The organism is Kitasatospora sp. NPDC029312, from assembly GCF_055569215.1.
In genome coordinates, this window is sequence record NZ_JBVHXY010000051.1 from 38366 (window position 1) to 53944 (window position 15579).

Below are 15579 nucleotides of genomic sequence, written 5' to 3' on the forward strand. Positions count from 1 at the left end.
CGGAGAGTAACAAACCTGGGCTCGGACGGGCAGGGCACCCGGCCCGGAAAGAGTCGGAGGGCGGGAGCGGGCCCGGGCCCGGGCATGACGATCGGCGGCCGGTCCGCTCGACGCGAGGGCGGACCCGGCTGGGATCAGCCGTCGTCTCCTCGGCCGGCGCCGTGCCGCCGCGTCATTCAGCCATGTGCTGACGGCCCGTCAGGAAGCAGCCCCAGCAGTCGCCTTGTTCTTGCCCCGCGTGGCACCACCGCGGCCCCGGAGGATCACTCCGGACTCGCTCAGCATCCGGTGCACGAAGCCGTACGAACGACCGGTCTCCTCCGCGAGAGCGCGAATGCTCGCCCCGGAGTCGTACTTCTTCTTGAGATCGGCCGCGAGCTTCTCACGCGCGGCACCGGTCACCCGGCTGCCCTTTTTCAGAGTCTCGGCCACCCGTGCCTCCTCGTAGCGTTGCTCGGTCAGATTCCCATGATCACCCATCCACCGCGTCCTGGCCACCCATTCGACAAGGTCGATGTCGCAAATGCGTGGTCCTGCGGTGGTGATCCGAGCGCATCAGGGCGCTCACGCAGAGTGCACGCCCCCGGGCGGGTTCCGGCCGTTCGCCGTGAAAGAGCTGATCAGCAGCGGTCGGCCCGACCACGATCGAGTGGCGGGCCGACGGGAAGTCGTCAAACGGAATCCGGGCCTACTTCATTCCCGGACACGCCGTAGGGACTAGTTTTTCTGGTCCGAAAAGCGGATGCGGCGTCTACTTCCGGTCAGGCCAGCGAGACCAGATCGGCGTAGGCCGGGCTCCAGAGGTCCTCCACCCCGTCGGGCAGGAGGATGATCCGCTCCGGCTGGAGCGCGTCGACAGCCCCCTCGTCGTGGGTGACCAGCACGACCGCGCCACTGAACTCGCGCAGCGCGCCCAGGATCTCCTCGCGGCTGGCCGGGTCGAGGTTGTTGGTGGGCTCGTCCAGCAGCAGCACGTTGGCGGAGGAGACCACCAGGGTGGCCAGGGCCAGACGGGTCTTCTCACCGCCGGAGAGCACCCCCGCCGGCTTGTCCACGTCGTCGCCGGAGAACAGGAAGGAGCCGAGGATCTTGCGGATCTGCACCAGGTCGGTGTCCGGCGCGGCCGAGCGCATGTTCTCCAGGACGGTACGGTCCGGGTCGAGGGTCTCGTGCTCCTGGGCGTAGTAGCCGATCTTCAGACCGTGGCCCGGAATGACCTCGCCGGTGTCCGGCGCCTCCACCCCGGCCAGCATCCGCAGCAGGGTGGTCTTGCCGGCGCCGTTGAAGCCCAGCACGACGACCCGGGAGCCGCGGTCGATCGCCAGGTCGACGTCGGTGAAGATCTCCAGCGAGCCGTAGGACTTGGACAGGCCGCTGGCGGTCAGCGGGGTCTTGCCGCAGGGGGCCGGGTCCGGGAAGCGCAGCTTGGCGACCTTGTCGTTCACCCGGACCTGCTCCAGGCCGGAGAGCAGCTTGTCGGCGCGGCGGGCCATGTTCTGGGCGGCCACCGTCTTGGTCGCCTTCGCGCGCATCTTGTCGGCCTGCGCGTTCAGGGTCGCGGCCTTCTTCTCGGCGTTGGCCCGCTCGCGCTTGCGGCGCTTCTCGTCGTCCTCGCGCTGCTGCTGGTACTGCTTCCAGCCCATGTTGTAGACGTCGATGCGGGAGCGGTTGGCGTCCAGGTAGAAGACCTTGTTGACGACCGTCTCGACCAGGTCGACGTCGTGCGAGATGACGATGAAGCCGCCCTTGTACGTCTTCAGGAAGTCCCGCAGCCAGACGATCGAGTCCGCGTCCAGGTGGTTGGTGGGCTCGTCGAGCAGCAGCACGTCGGAGTCCGAGAACAGGATCCGGGCCAGCTCGACGCGGCGGCGCTGGCCACCGGAGAGGGTGTGCAGCGGCTGGCCGAGGATGCGGTCCGGCAGGCCCAGCGCGGCGGCGATGGTGGCGGCCTCCGCCTCGGCGGCGTACCCGCCCTTGGTCAGGAACTCGGTCTCCAGCCGGGCGTACTTCTTCATCGCGTTGTCCCGGGTGGCGCCCTTGCCGTTGGCCATCCGGTCCTCGTTCTCGCGCATCTTCTTCAGCACGGTGTCGAGGCCGCGGGCGGAGAGGATGCGGTCCTTGGCGAGGACGTCCAGGTCGCCGGTGCGCGGATCCTGCGGGAGGTAGCCGACCTCGCCCGAACGGGTGATGGTACCGGCGGCCGGCAGGCCCTCGCCGGCCAGCACCTTGGTGAGCGTGGTCTTCCCGGCGCCGTTGCGCCCGACCAGACCGATCCGGTCACCGGCGGCGACCTTGAAGCTCGCGGACTCGATCAGGATCCGGGCACCGGCGCGCAGTTCGAGGGCGTTGGCGGAAATCATGGCTGGGAACTACTCCTGGGACGTGGGCGGGCGGCCGGGACGGACCCGGGCAGCGGGAAGGGGCTTCATCGGCGGTCGGCGCGGTGGGAAGGAGGGGCGCCGCCGCCCGCTATTGCCCGGAGAAGATAGCCATGACGGCCAGTCTACCGGGCCGCGCGAAACGCCCCGGGGATTACCGCCCGGGGGTACGGGGAAGCGCCCGCGCTACTGCTGCGCCGCGTCCGGTCGGTCGGTCGCGGGGGCCACCGGGCCGGTCGGCGCCGTCGGGTCGGCCGGGGCGGCGGGCACGTCGACGGCCGGGCCCGCCGACTGGTCCGCGCAGCCGTTCTGCTGGCGGACGGCGGCGAACGGCGCGTCCGCGGTGCCGCAGGCCGTCTCGGGCGCCGCCGCCTTGGTGTCGAACACCCGGGGCGGGACGATCGGGCCGTCGGTGATCTCCACCCGGCTGGCGTCCAGCACCTTGACCGTCGCGGCCGGCCCGGTGCTCATCGCCCAGCCGTTGCTGTCCAGCCGGTAGCCGGTGATGCCGCCGGAGACGGCCACTCCGCTGCCGTTGGTGCAGGTGCGCGGGATGAGCACCGCGTAGTCGGTGTGGACGGTGCGCAGCGGGTCGTAGACGCAGCCGTTGGCGGGCCGGTCGTTGTAGCGCAGGTCGCCGTCGACGTCGCGCAGGCCCATGGTCAGGTTCGGCGTCACCACGGCCAGCCACGGCGAGCCGACTCGCTGGACGGTGTGCAGCGCGGCGGCGGCCCGCTGCACGGCCGCCTGCTTGCGCTGCGCGTCGGTGCGCTTGTCGGCACCGGGCTCGCCGTCGGCGCGCAGGTAGTCGGCGAGGCCGGGCACCGCGCGGTGCCAGCGCACCTCGTGGTCGCCCGGGCGCACCGACGTGACCAGGCCGTCGTCCCAGACCACGATCGCGTTGTCGCCGGCCATCGCCACGGAGAGCGCCTCGGCGCCCTCTCGGCGGTAGGACCAGGCCCGCTCCCCGGTCGTCTTGTGGTACGCCTCCAGCGCGGGGCCGACCACCTTGAGGTCCAGGTCGGACGAGTCACCGGACTGCGAGTTCACCGGGGTCGCCTCGGCGTCGCCCGGTCCTGCCACCCGGTCGCCGAAGGGCACCGGCTTGTTCGCGTGCGCCGCCGCTCCGGCCGCAAGGACCAGCATCACCGCCACGGCAGGCAGGATCGACCGGGGGGTGAGGACACGCGGCGGCTTCCAGGACACGGCCGGAGCGTACCTGTCACCGGGCGGGAGAGTCAGCCCGGAATCGCCGCGCGCGGGTGGCGTCGGCCGTGCTTTCGGCGGCGTGCGCCGGTCCCGTATGCCTGCCCGCCCACCTGCGTCGTAGGCCCCCCAGCGCGGTGGCGCGGCGGTCCGCGGTAGGGCTCGCAGGCTCGGTCGGAACGTTACAGAGCTGATACACGGACGCCTCCCGGTGGGGTCTTGCGGCAGACGGCGTTCGAATATCGCCCACTTTAGGGTGACATTCGGCTTTCCCGCCCTCCGACGGCCCTACTGTCGGCGAGCGTGGCGCCACCTTCCGTCGCCGCGTCCCGTCCGCCCCCGCCCGTGACGCCCGGAGGAGAGACCATGCGCATCGGCCGTCTGACACTGGCCGCCGCCGCTCTGCTGCTGATGGCCACGGTCGGTGTCCCGGCCGGGACACCGCTCAGTCAGACGGAGCGGCACACCCTCTCCTCGGACGCGTTCGAGCCGCGCGGCGCCGCCCCCCGCCCGCCCGTCCAACGGCCGAAGCACGAGCCGCCGTTCGGCGCCTTCGTCGGCTCCTGGGACAACTACATCCCGCAGATCGGCCAGTACGCCCGGTGGTTGGGCGACGCCAACCTGCAGGTCGGCCATACCTACCTGGCGGGCAACGGCTGGGCCGACATCGAGGGCGAGCCGGTGGTGCTCGGCATGTGGTCGCAGTGGCGGCTGGCCGACCCGTCCCGGATGCTCGTGCTCGGCGTGCCGATGCTGGTGCCCAACGAGGCGAACGTCCCGGACGGCACCGTCGCCAAGCTGCTCGCGCAGGGCGCCCGCGGGGACTTCGACAGCCACTTCCTGCGGCTCGCCCGCCGCCTGGTCGCCCTCGGCGGCTCGGACACCGTCATCACCCTCGGCTGGGAGATGAACGGCGTCACCTACACCCACCGCTGCAAGCCCGACCCCACCGCGTGGAAGGCCTACTGGCGGCGGATCGTCGGGGTGATGCGCTCGGTGCCCGGCCAGCGGTTCCGCTTCGACTTCACCCCGAACCGCGGCCTGGACGCCATCGCGTGGACCAAGTGCTACCCCGGCGACGACGTGGTCGACATCATCGGCACGGACAGCTACGACCAGCCGTCCGGGAGCACCTTCGACGACTACGTGCGGGAGCCCTACGGCCTGCAGGACCAGGTGGAGTTCGCGGCCAGGCACGGCAAGCCCGTCTCGTACCCGGAGTGGGGGCTGTTCCGCAACGGGGACAACCCCGAGTTCGTCCGGCGGATGGTCGACTGGATGCGCACCCACGACACCGCCTACCAGACCGTCACGGACTACTGCCCGCACGGCTTCTACCAGTGCCGGAGCAACCCGCGTTCGGCCGCGGTCTTCAAGCAGCTGATGTCCGGTTCGAAGGGGGCGCCGACGGCGGTGCCGACGGCGCCACCCGCCCCGATCGTGCCGGTGGCGCCCAGCCCGCCGAGCGCACCGGCCGTACCGAGCGCACCGGCCGTACCGAGCGCGCCGGCGGTACCGAGCGCACCGACGCCGCCGAGCCCGCCGACGCCGTCCGCGCCGGGGACGCCCTCCCGGCGGTGAGCGGCGGGCGGCGGCACCGAGCGACGGGGGGCAGCCGCTCAGCCGTGCCGGCGGGCCGGCAGGAACTCCTTCAGCCTGGGGAACCGGCTGCTCAGCACGTCCGCCACCGCGCGCCGGGCGCGCACCGCCCCGGCCCGGACGGCGGCCGCCGGGGCCGCACCGGCCGGGCCCAGCAGCAGCCGCTGGTTGTGCAGCCGGTCCGGCCGCCAGCGCTGCTTGTACGGCTCCTGGCCGCGCAGCAGCCCGAGCATCGGGATGCCCGCCGCGACCGTCTCGTCCAGGGCCGCGCCGAACAGCAGCCCGGCGATGTCCAGCCGCTCGCGCAGCGCCGGGTGGGCGCCGTACAAGTACAGCCCGCCGAAGGACGGGCAGAGCAGCAGGAGGTTGACCGCGACCAGCTCGCCGTCCAGGTGGAACCGGTGCACGGCCGCCCGGCCGGTGGCGACCAGCCCGGTGGTGGACTCGGTCAGGTGCTTGGCGAAGCGTTCCCTCCGGTGCTCCGGGGTGACGCCGCGCTCCTGCCACTGCAGGAAGTGCAGGCGCAGCAGCCCCTCCAGAGCGGCCGGCACCTCCTCGGGCGGTGCGGAGCTGACCCGCACCCCGGCCTCGGCGATCTTGCGCAGCTTCACCCGGCTGCGCTGGGCGGTCTTGCCGGGCACCCGCTTGAGCAGCCGCTCCATCGGGACGGCCGGGAGGTACTGGCAGATCGAGTCCGGGTGGCGTCGGCGGGATCCACGCCAGTGCGCGTACACCCGCTGCATCGCCGCCTCGGGGTGCACCTCGCGCAGCTCCAGCCAGTGCCAGGGCCGGGTGAGCGGGAGGGCGGCGGCGAACTCGGCGGCGGCCCGGTCCGCGCACTCGTCGTCGAGCAGGACGTCGCCGTAGTCGACCAGCCCGGCGCCCAGACCGGTCAGACCGCCGAACGGGCCGGGGCGCCGCATGAAGGCGCCCGCGCCGACCAGCCGGCCGTCCCGGCGGACGACCACCACCAGCAGCGCGCCGGGGCGGCCGTAGTGGCGCCACCAGGAGCACTGCCAGGCGGCGGCCTGGAAGAAGGTGGCGGTCCGGCAGCGGGCGACCAGGTCGTCCCATTCCTCGGCGAGGGTGTCCAGGGCGTCGTCCTCGCACCGCAGCTCGGTGGTCCAGGCGGGCGCGGCCGACTGGGCCGGCAGGCAGGCCGGGCGAGCCTCGGTGCTCACCTCTTGCTCCCGGTGGCGGTGGTCTCCTTCTCCTTCACCGGGGCTTTGGCGGCGGTCTTGCGCCTGGCCTCGGGCACGGCCTCGGCCTCGGGCCGGGCTTCGGAGCCGGTCTTCGGCTCGGTCGCGGCTCCCGCTCCGGCCTTCGGCTCGGGCTTGGCGGCGCGCTTGGACTCGGCCTTGGGTTCGGCCCGGGTGACGGCCTTGGGCTCCGCCCTGGTGACGGTCTTGGCGCCGGCCCCGGTGCCGCTGCGCGGGCGCGGGGTGGCCGGGGCCTCGGCCGGCACGGCGACCTCCTCGGCGGCCCCCTCGGCCCCCTCAGCCCCCGGCGCCCCGGCGGCCTGTGGGACCGGCGGGGCCTGCGGGGCCTGGGTGATCCGGGGGAGCTCGGTAGCCTGCGGGACCCGCGGGGTCTCGGTGCCCTCGACGGCCGCGGGCTCGGCGGCGTCCCCGCCACGGCGGCGGGTCATCATCACCAGCGACCCGAGCAGCACCCCGGCCGCGCCGCCGACCGCGACGTCCAGCTGGGCGGAGGGCGTGGTGGGCTTGTCCGGCTCGGAGGCCGGAGCCAGCGTCACCAGCCGGACGTTGGTGTCCTTGCTGCTGGTGTTGGCGAAGGCGACCAACGAGCGGGCCACCGCGTCGGCCGTCCGGGCGGCGTCCTCGGCACGCGTCCCGGTGCCGGTGATCTCGATCATCGGTGCGTCCGGAGAGGTCGTGCCCGCCACCAGGGGCTCCAGCTCGGCCAGGGTGCGGCCGGTCTCGGCGGCCGCGACCGCGAGGACCTGCGGCTGGCCCGCCAGCCGTCCGTAGGCCTGGGCGAAGTTGGTCGCCGTCGCCGCCTCCCCCGAGTTCTGCGGCACCACGAGGACGTAGGCGGTGGCGGAGTACGACGGGTGCGAGACGACGGCGTACCCGGCGCCGGCCGCGGCGCCCAGCGGCACCGCGAGCGCCACCGGCCACCAACGGCGGACCAGGCGGCGGGCGCTTCGGCGCGGTGTGGTCATGGTGTGGCTCCTTGGGTGTGGGACGGCGGTTCCGGCGGCGGGCGGTCAGACGCGGGCCAGCCGGTCGTAGAGGGCGGCCAGGTCGGCGGCGACCCGGGCGATGTCGTAGTGGCCGACGGCCGGGGGGTGCGGCAGCGGGTCGGCGGTGTGACCGCTCAGCTGTCGCAGGTCGCGCAGCGCGGCCGCGTAGGCGGCGGGGTCGGAGGGGATGCGGCGGGCCTGCGGGGCGGCGCTGGGCGGCAGTTCGTCCAGCGCCGGGCAGGCGCTGTGCCGCACCGGCAGCCCGGCCGCGAGGCCCTCCAGGACGCCGAGGCCGAAGGTCTCCGCGGTGGAGGGCGCGGCCAGCACGTCCATCGCGGCCAGCAGGTCGGGCACGTCATCGCGCTCGCCGGCGAGCACCAGCCGCTCCCGGACGCCGAGTTCAGCGGCCCGCCGCTCCAGCGCGGCACGCTCGGGGCCCTCGCCGACCAGCACCAGCCGGGTGGCCGGGTCGAGCTCGGCCAGCGCCTCCAGCAGCACCTCGAAGCGCTTGCCGGGCACCAGCCGGCCGACCCCGCCGACCACCCAACCGCCCTCCGGCAGGCCGAGCTCGGCCCGCACCCGGCGGCGGACGGCGGCCCGCTCGGCGGCCGGGCGGAGGTACCCGGCGGTGTCGATGCCGTTGGGGATCAGCTCGATCCGGGCCGGCGGGACGCCCCAGGACCGCAGGGTCTGGGCGACCTGGCGGGACACCGCGACGGTGGTGCTGCCGAGCCGTTCGGCCGCCAGGTAGAGGCCCTTGACGCCCCGGGTGACCGGGCGGCCCTCGATGACCCCGGCGTGCAGCGAGTGCTCGGTGGAGACCACCGCGCGCACCCCGGCCAGCCGCGCGGCCAGCCGGCCGTACAGCTGCGCCCGGTAGAGGTGGGTGTGCACCAGGTCGTACCGGCCGGCCCGGACCAGCCGGACCAGCCGGGGCAGGGCGCCGAGGTCCCGGTTGCCGCGCATGCCGAGGTGGTGGACGGCCACCCCGTCGGCGCGCAGCGCGTCGGCGACCGTGCCGGGGTTGGTCAGGGCGAGCACCTCGCACCGCTGGTGCGGCGGCAAGTGCCGGAGCAGCAGGTGGACTTGGCGCTCGGCTCCGCCGGAGGCGAGCCCGGTGACGATGTGCAGGACCCTCACGGCTGACGCTCCCCGCGGCCGCGGCGCAGCGCGGTGGAGGCGTCGCGCAGCAGGTGGCGCCCCTTCTTGGCCCGCAGCCGCCAGGCGCCGTCGCGGTCGCCGACGTAGCAGCGCGGCAGGGCGAAGCGGCCGGTCAGCGGGGAGTGGGCGATGGCGCAGGCGTAGTCGTACCCGGCGTCGCGCACGGCCAGGGCGGCGGGCTGGTCGACGGCGCCGTACGGGTAGCAGAAGCCGGTGACCGGGCCGTCCACCACCTCCTCCAGCAGGCGCCGGCTCTCCCGGGTCTGCACCGCGAGGACGTCGGCGGGCAGGCCGGGCAGGGCCTGGTGGCCGAGCCCGTGGGAGCCGATCTCCCAGCCGGCGGCGGCGAGTTCGGTGACCTCCTCGACGGTGAGCAGCTTCTTGCGCGGGCCCTCGGCGTCCCAGCCGTTCTCCTGGCCGAGCAGGTCGGCGACCACGTACGCGGTGGCGGTGAAGCCGTACGCCTGGAGAATCGGCACGGCGTAGCGGGCGAAGTCCGCGTAACCGTCGTCGAAGGTCAGGCCGACCAGCTTGTCGTCCCGGCCGTCGGCCCGTGCCCGCATCAGCTCGCGGACCGAGACGCCGCGCCGTCCGCGCCGGTGCAGCCAGCCGATCTGCTCGGCGAACCGCTCGGGGCTGACGGTGAGTTGGTACGGGTCCTCCTCCTCGACCGCCACCGAGTGGTACATCAGGATCCACGGCGTGGAGGAGCCGGTGGCGGCCGGTTCGCTGACCGGGCGGCGGCTCCTGGGCAGTCGTGCCCGGTCGGGCGGGGCGTTGGTGACGCCCGCCTGAGCCGAACGGACGGTTCCCCGTTCATTGTCCATGGGGAAGCTTCCCTTCATCGGCGACGGTTGGCGGGTTCGGAGCCCCGGTGCGCGCCCCGGTTCGCGGGTTCGCGGCCCCGGCGTGCGGGCTCAGGATTCGGGCGGCGGCCAGGACCGGGCCGCGTACCTCGCGGGCACCGAGGCCGGTACCGAGGGCGGCGAAGACCAGCGCCACGGTGAGGCCCCCGAGGGCGGTGGAGAGCAGCGGGTCGCCGACCAGGCCCGCGACGGCGCCGCCGAGGACGGTGGCCCCGGTGGCGGCGGCGACCAGCCGTCCGTGGCCGCCGAGCACCCGGCGCAACCGCAGCGGGATGCCGCGCAGCACCAGGCCGCGCAGCAGCAGCGCGGCGGCGGCGGTGATCCCGGCGGCGTTCCCGGCGGCGAGGCCGAGGGCGCCGAAGCGGCCGGCGGAGAGCAGGCCGACCGTGACGGTGACGCCGAGGCCCAGCACCATCGCGGCGGTCGGGTACCAGTCCAGCAGGCGGCGGCCGCGGTCGTCGGCGCGCGGGTCGTCGGCCCGGCGGACCACCGGGCGCAGCGAGAAGTACGGGCGGACCATCACGCCGATCAGCGCCTGGGCGGGGAGGCCGAAGCTGTACACCCGGATGACGGCGGCGGTGGCGGCGGTGTCGCGCGGGCCGAAGGCCCCCCGTTCGAACAGCAGCGAGACCACCGAGGGAGCGCAGGCCATCAGGAAGGCGGTGCCGAGCAGGACCACCGCGGCCGCCTGGCCGAGGTCCTTCTCGACCCGGTCGCGGGCGGCGGCGAGGTTCCCGGCCGCGAGTGCCCGGGCGACCAGCGGGAAGGTGACGATGCAGATCAGGACGCCCGCCGTCATGGCGAGTTGGGAGACCTTGGCGGCGTAGTTGAGGTGCGAGATGGTGCCGGGCGGCAGGGCGGAGCCGAGGTAGCGCTCGACGAACACCTGCGCCTGCCGGGTCAGGGTGAAGGCCGCCACCGGCAGCAGGGCCAGCGGCATCAGCACCAGCGCGGGGCGGGAGCGCCGGTTGCGCCCGGTGGCGCCCTGGCCCCGGCGCAGCCGGCGCAGGAACGGGCCGATCAGCAGCCCGGCCATCAGCAGGCTGCCGAACGCGACCCCGAGGGCGGCGGAGCGGACGCCGAGGTGGCTGTGGAAGCCGATCAGCAGGGCCAGGATGCCGAGGTTGTAGGCGACGTAGATGCCGGCCGGGGCGGTGAAGCGGTGGTGGGCGCGCAGCGCGGCGGCCAGGTAACCGACCACTCCGAACGGCAGCACGGTGATCGCGGTGATCCGGGTGCAGGCCACGGCCAGGCCCGGGTCGGGCAGGCCGGGGGCGAGCAGTTCGACCAGCTGGGGGGCGCCGAGCGCGGCGGCCAGGGAGAGGCCGGTGAGGGCGAGCAGCAGCCAGGGCAGGGTGGCGCGGACGAGTTGGCGGACGGGGTCGGGGGCGTCCGGGTCCTCCTCGCGCAGCACCAGGGCGAGGGCGAAGGCGGGCACCATGAGGAAGGACATGGCGTCCTCGATGAGCAGCGGCGCGGCCGTCTCCGGGACGGTCCAGGCGACGAGGAAGGCGTCGGTGCCCTGGTTGGCGCCGAAGAAGCGGGCGAGCAGGAGGTCGCGCAGCAGGCCGAGGCCGGAGCCGACCGCGCTGAGCAGGGCGGTGATGCCGAAGGCCTTGGCGAGGAAGCCTCCCCGGGGCACCGGGTCGGGCCCGGCGACCGGGGGTCGGACGGGCGCGCTGCGCGGGACCGGGAGGGTGGGGGCGGCTGCCGGGTGGTCGGTGGTCACCGGGTCCTCGTCCGCTCGTCGCGTTCGGCACCGGCGTCCCCCGCGAGACTGGTCGGCTCCTGCGCGGCGGCGCGGGCCGCGAGGCCGAGGACGACGGAGGTCAGCACGGTGGTCGTGCCGCCGATGTCGGCGTACAGGAAGTCGACCAGCACCCAGGTCAGCAGGGCGAGCGCGGCCAGGGCCGGGCCGTCCCGCCGGCCGGGGCCCGCGGTGCGGCCGCGGCGGCTGCGCAGGCAGCCGAGCAGCAGGCCCAGGAAGAGCGCGAGGTAGGCGGTGATGCCGATCAGGCCCTGTTCGCTGAGCACCAGGAAGTACATGTTGTGCGGCGAGAGCAGCGGTTCGCGCTGGAAGCCGATGGTGGAGTCCTCGGCGTCGCTGCCGGAGGACAGCCGCAGCGGGGCGTGGCTGTCGCGCAGCTTCGGGAAGGCCTTCGGTCCGGCGCCGTGCACGGGGTGGTCCTGCCAGATCCGCCCGGCGGTGGCCCACAGGTCGTAGCGGTCGGAGACGGACTGGTCGGGGGCGGCGGAGACGGAGCCGATCGAGCTGAGGCGTTCGGTGACTCCGGAGGCGCCGAGGCCGAGGCCGCCGACCAGGACGACCGCGGCGGCCAGGCCGAGGACGGCGCCGCGCACCAGCAGCCGGGCGTCGGCGCGCAGCAGCAGGACGGTGACGGCGATGGCGGTGGCGATCCAGCTGCCGCGGCTGAAGGAGACGGCCAGCGGGAAGGCGAGGAAGGCGGCGGCCGCGAACATCGCCCGGCGCAGCCGGACGTTCCCGTCGGGCCCGCGTTCGCCGATGGCCAGGGCGAGGGCGGCCAGCAGCCCGTAGCTGACCACCGTGGACATCGCCATGATGTCCAGCGCGCCGAAGGTGCCGACGGCGCGGATCGGCTGGCCGGTGTAGGAGGCGCCGGTGCGGGTGAGGTACTGGTGGGCGCCGACCACGCCCTGGATCAGCGCGGCGAGCACGAAGGAGCCGAGGACCAGCCGCCGGTCGTCGCGGTCGCGCAGCGAGCAGAGCACGGCGGCGGGCACCAGGACGAACACCTGGGTGAGCCGGACGAAGCCGGTGAGGCTGGTGGCCGGGTCGATCGAGCCGACGGTGGCGACGGCGGTGGCGACCACGATGCCGCCGAACAGCGCGCAGGTGGCGCGGCTGAGAGCGGGCAGCCGGCCGCGCAGCAGGTTCAGCGCGGTGAGGGCGACCAGGGCGAGCGAGGCGACGTCGGCTGCGGTGACGTGGACGGCGGCGGTGACGTCCTTCTCGGTGGTGGGCACGCAGACCAGCAGGACGGTGGCCGCGGCCAGCAGGCTGGGCCGGTCCGCGAGCGCGGGCAGGGCCCGGCGTAAGACGGGGCGCGGGAGGGTCGACAGGGTGAGGGCCACGGGTCAGCTTCCGTCCGGGTGGAGCATCAGGACAGCCGTGCGGCACAGGATCTTGACGTCCTGCCAGAGGCTCCAGCTCTCGATGTAGCGGTTGTCGAAGCGGGCCCGGTCCTCGATCGAGGTGTCCCCGCGCAGGCCGTTGACCTGGGCGAGGCCGGTGAGGCCGACGGGCACCCGGTGGCGGTCCGCGTACTCGGGGTAGGCCTGGCTGAACCGCATGACGAAGTAGGGGCGTTCGGGGCGCGGGCCGACCAGGCTCATGTCGCCGCGCAGGACGTTCCACAGCTGCGGCAGCTCGTCCAGCGAGCTCTTGCGCAGCAGGCGGCCGACGGCGCCCATCCGGTGGTCCTGGGCGATGTTCCAGCGGGTGGCCGACTCGTGTTCGTTGCTGGGGCGCAGGGTGCGGAACTTCAGGACGGTGAAGACCCGGCCGTCCAGCCCGGTGCGCTGCTGGCGGAAGAGCACGCCGGGGCCGGTGTCGAAGCGGACGGCGAGGGCGCAGAGCGCCAGGACGGGGGCGAGCAGCAGCAGGCCGAGGGCGGCGGCGGTGATGTCCAGGGCGCGCTTGACGGCCCAGCCGGGGCGGCTCATGGCCGGGCGGCCGACCCGCAGGCAGGGGAAGCCCCACAGGTGGTCGCCGCCGGAGACCGGGGCGGTGGGCAGCGAGCCGAACTCGCGCAGCGCGGGCACCAGCCAGACCTGGCAGCCGAGCCGGACGGCGTCGCGCAGGGCGGCGGCGGTCTCCGACTCGTCGGCGGCGCCGGCGGTGGCGATCACGTGCTGGATCCGGTGCCGGCGGACCTCGCGCTCGAGGACCTCGCGGCCGCCGAGGACGGGCAGGTCGGTGCCCCCGGCCAGGAGCGGCGGGTCGGCGTCCAGGAAGCCGACCGGGCGCATCCCGTACTCGCCGTGCTCCTTGAGGGCGCCGGCGACCTTGCGGCCGAGCCGGCCGGCGCCGAGCACCAGGGCGGGGCTGGGGCGGCCGCGGCGGATCCGCCGGACCAGGTGGTACAGGACGCCCCGGCCGACGGCGGCGATCAGCAGCTGGGCTCCGAGCAGGACGGTGAGGCGGGCCGGGGTGGCCGGGCCGCAGTCGGGCCAGCGGCCGTCCAGGCAGCCGGCCAGGGTGACCGCGAAGGCGGTGGCGACCACGGCGCGGACGGCCAGCGCGGGCAGTTCGTCGAGGACGGACAGGGTGAGCCTGGTGCGGTAGAGGCCGCCGGCCAGGTTGAGCAGCAGGAGCAGCGGCAGGACGGCGGCGACGCCGAGCAGCGGGGCGAGCGGGGCGTCCGGGTCGATGGCCCGGTTGGCGATGCCGGCGGCGGTGGCCAGCGCGATCGCGTCGACCTGGACCAGAGCGAGCGGCAGGGCGAGCCGGGGCCGGATCGCCCTTCGGTGCCGGCGGGGCGGCGGGACCGCCCTGGTGTGCGCCGACCCGGCCGGCCGGTCGAGCAGCCCGGTGGAGGGCCGCCGCGGGCCCGACAGGGGCCCTCCGGATCGCGGCACGCTGTCGTGGTCAATGGTCATCAGCGCACGAACTCCCCTGCTGTGTGCCCGGGGTGACGACGCCCCGGCACCGATAGGCGTGGAGCGGCCGTCCCGGCCCGGTGGGCGAGGTCCTGACAGCACCTGCTACCGCTGGCGGCTTCCGGTTCTCCCGCGTCGGGCCCGATCGTGGAGCGGCCGGCCGTACGGGACGCGGTCATGATGGGGTCAGGCGCGAATTTCCGGGATGAAATCGAAACGAAGCAGGCAAAATCCGACAATACCGAGTCTGGCCATACGGTCCGGAAGTTGACTTGCCGTTTCATTCCAGCCGCCCATTAATAGGTATTTCCGACTTAACGCCCCGCCCCTATCCGGTTGAGGGTGCGAATACGACAGCGCCTGGCGGGCGGGCATTCACGGCATGTGAAACGATCAGATCCGCTGTGGGACACGGGCCCGGCGCCTCCCGGCGGCCGGACCGGCACCCAGCAGATGGCGGTACAGGACGTCCACCTGTTCGACCACCGTGCGGACGTCATGCCGGGCCACCACGTGGTCGCGCAGACGGGCGCCGCGTCGCTCGCATTCGATCGGATCGGACAGCGCTTCCGCCATTCGGGTGGCGAGCGCGGTCGGGTCCTCCGAGGGCACCACCGCCTGCTCCCGCGCCGCCTGCGGCAGGCACTCGCGCGCCCCCGGCACGTCGGTCAGCAGCACCGGACGGGCGGCCGCCATCGCCTCCAGCGGGGCCAGCGCCATGCCCTCCCAGCGCGAGGGCAGCACCACCAGATCGGCCGCCGCCAGCCACGGGCGCGGGTCCGGCACGTCCCCGACCAGCCGGACCCGGGACGGCTCGGCCGTCTCCCGCACCGACTCCGCGATCCGCTGTTCGTCGGGACCGCCGCCGACCAGCGCCAACCGGGCCTGCGGAACCCGCCGCAGTACCTCCGGCCAGGCCGCCATCAGCACGTCCTGGCCCTTCTGCCGGCACAGGCGCCCGACGCAGACCGCCAGCGGGGCGTCCAGCTCCAGGCCGAGCGCGATCCGGGCGGCCCGGCGGTCGGCGGGCGCGTAGTGGCGCACGTCCACGCCGTTGGGCACCACCGCCCAGTCGGCGTGCATCCCGGCGGCGACGCCGTCCGCGCGTTCCTGGACGCTGACGCACAGCAGCCGGTGCGCCCAGCGGGTCGCGAAGCGCTCCCAGCGCAGAGTGGCGGCGGCCATCGCGCCGTCCACGGCGGCGAAGGACCAGGCGTGCGGCTGGAAGACGGTCGGCACCGCTCCGCGCACGGCCAGCCGGCCGGCCAGTCCGGCCTTGGCACTGTGCAGGTGGACCACGTCGGGCCCGGCGGCCCGGACGATCCGGCGCAGCCGCCAGGCCTCGGCGGCGGTGGAGGGGCCGGGCGAGGGGGGGGGGGGGGGGGGGGGGGGGGGGGGGGGGGGCGGGGCGCCCCCCCCCCCCCCCCCCACCCTCCCCCCCCCCCCCCCCCCCCCCCCCCCCCCCCCCCCCCCCCCGCTACCGGGAAGGGCACGCCACGCGCCGCCTGACGTGCCCGTGTGG

The 15579-nt window shown here is 74.8% G+C and carries 12 protein-coding genes; 1 reads left to right on the top strand and 11 read right to left on the bottom strand.

The features are described 5' to 3' along the window. Positions 1–198: 198 nt before the first annotated feature. From ACZ4WV_RS30675 to ACZ4WV_RS30685, 3 genes are all read right to left on the bottom strand, one after another. The gene (locus tag ACZ4WV_RS30675) at positions 199–432 is read right to left on the bottom strand and encodes a helix-turn-helix domain-containing protein (RefSeq protein WP_465751898.1); all 234 of its coding nucleotides are present in this window, start codon (positions 430–432) and stop codon (positions 199–201) included. 329 nt (positions 433–761) lie between these two features. After that, a complete protein-coding gene (locus tag ACZ4WV_RS30680) occupies positions 762–2360 on the bottom strand; it encodes an ABC-F family ATP-binding cassette domain-containing protein (RefSeq protein WP_465751899.1) in 1599 nt (532 codons plus the stop codon). A 204-nt stretch (positions 2361–2564) separates the two neighbouring features. Continuing rightward, on the bottom strand, positions 2565–3584 hold the full coding sequence (locus tag ACZ4WV_RS30685) for a hypothetical protein (RefSeq protein WP_465751900.1): 1020 nt from the start codon (positions 3582–3584) through the stop codon (positions 2565–2567). Between the two features lie 366 nt (positions 3585–3950). Between ACZ4WV_RS30685 and ACZ4WV_RS30690 the strand changes: the two genes are divergently transcribed. After that, positions 3951–5165 (top strand): glycoside hydrolase family 26 protein, encoded by a 1215-nt coding sequence (locus ACZ4WV_RS30690; protein ID WP_465751901.1) that lies wholly within the window; start codon positions 3951–3953, stop codon positions 5163–5165. A gap of 38 nt (positions 5166–5203) precedes the next feature. Here the strand turns inward: ACZ4WV_RS30690 and ACZ4WV_RS30695 are convergent, their stop codons facing one another. From ACZ4WV_RS30695 to ACZ4WV_RS30730, 8 genes are all read right to left on the bottom strand, one after another. Further along, the gene (locus ACZ4WV_RS30695; protein WP_465751902.1) at positions 5204–6364 is read right to left on the bottom strand and encodes a GNAT family N-acetyltransferase; all 1161 of its coding nucleotides are present in this window, start codon (positions 6362–6364) and stop codon (positions 5204–5206) included. Beyond that, positions 6361–7368: a Wzz/FepE/Etk N-terminal domain-containing protein gene (locus tag ACZ4WV_RS30700; RefSeq protein WP_465751903.1), complete on the bottom strand. Its 1008-nt coding sequence runs from the start codon at positions 7366–7368 to the stop codon at positions 6361–6363. Before ACZ4WV_RS30700 ends, ACZ4WV_RS30695 begins: the two co-directional genes overlap by 4 nt. 45 nt (positions 7369–7413) lie before the next feature. Then, positions 7414–8529 carry a glycosyltransferase gene (locus ACZ4WV_RS30705; protein ID WP_465751904.1) on the bottom strand — a complete coding sequence of 372 codons (1116 nt, stop codon included), beginning with the start codon at positions 8527–8529 and terminating at the stop codon, positions 7414–7416. After that, entirely contained in the window at positions 8526–9377 is an 852-nt protein-coding gene (locus ACZ4WV_RS30710) for a polysaccharide deacetylase family protein (RefSeq protein WP_465751905.1), read from the bottom strand. The genes ACZ4WV_RS30705 and ACZ4WV_RS30710 overlap by 4 nt, the downstream gene beginning before the upstream one ends. Beyond that, complete coding sequence (locus ACZ4WV_RS30715; RefSeq protein ID WP_465751906.1) at positions 9367–11145, bottom strand: lipid II flippase MurJ; 1779 nt, start codon at positions 11143–11145, stop codon at positions 9367–9369. The genes ACZ4WV_RS30710 and ACZ4WV_RS30715 overlap by 11 nt, the downstream gene beginning before the upstream one ends. Next, entirely contained in the window at positions 11142–12530 is a 1389-nt protein-coding gene (locus tag ACZ4WV_RS30720; RefSeq protein ID WP_465751907.1) for an O-antigen ligase family protein, read from the bottom strand. Before ACZ4WV_RS30720 ends, ACZ4WV_RS30715 begins: the two co-directional genes overlap by 4 nt. Positions 12531–12533: 3 nt before the next feature. Continuing rightward, a complete protein-coding gene (locus ACZ4WV_RS30725; protein ID WP_465751908.1) occupies positions 12534–14057 on the bottom strand; it encodes a sugar transferase in 1524 nt (507 codons plus the stop codon). A gap of 393 nt (positions 14058–14450) precedes the next feature. Continuing rightward, positions 14451–15488 (bottom strand): glycosyltransferase, encoded by a 1038-nt coding sequence (locus ACZ4WV_RS30730; RefSeq protein WP_465751909.1) that lies wholly within the window; start codon positions 15486–15488, stop codon positions 14451–14453. Between the last annotated feature and the right edge of the window lie 91 nt (positions 15489–15579).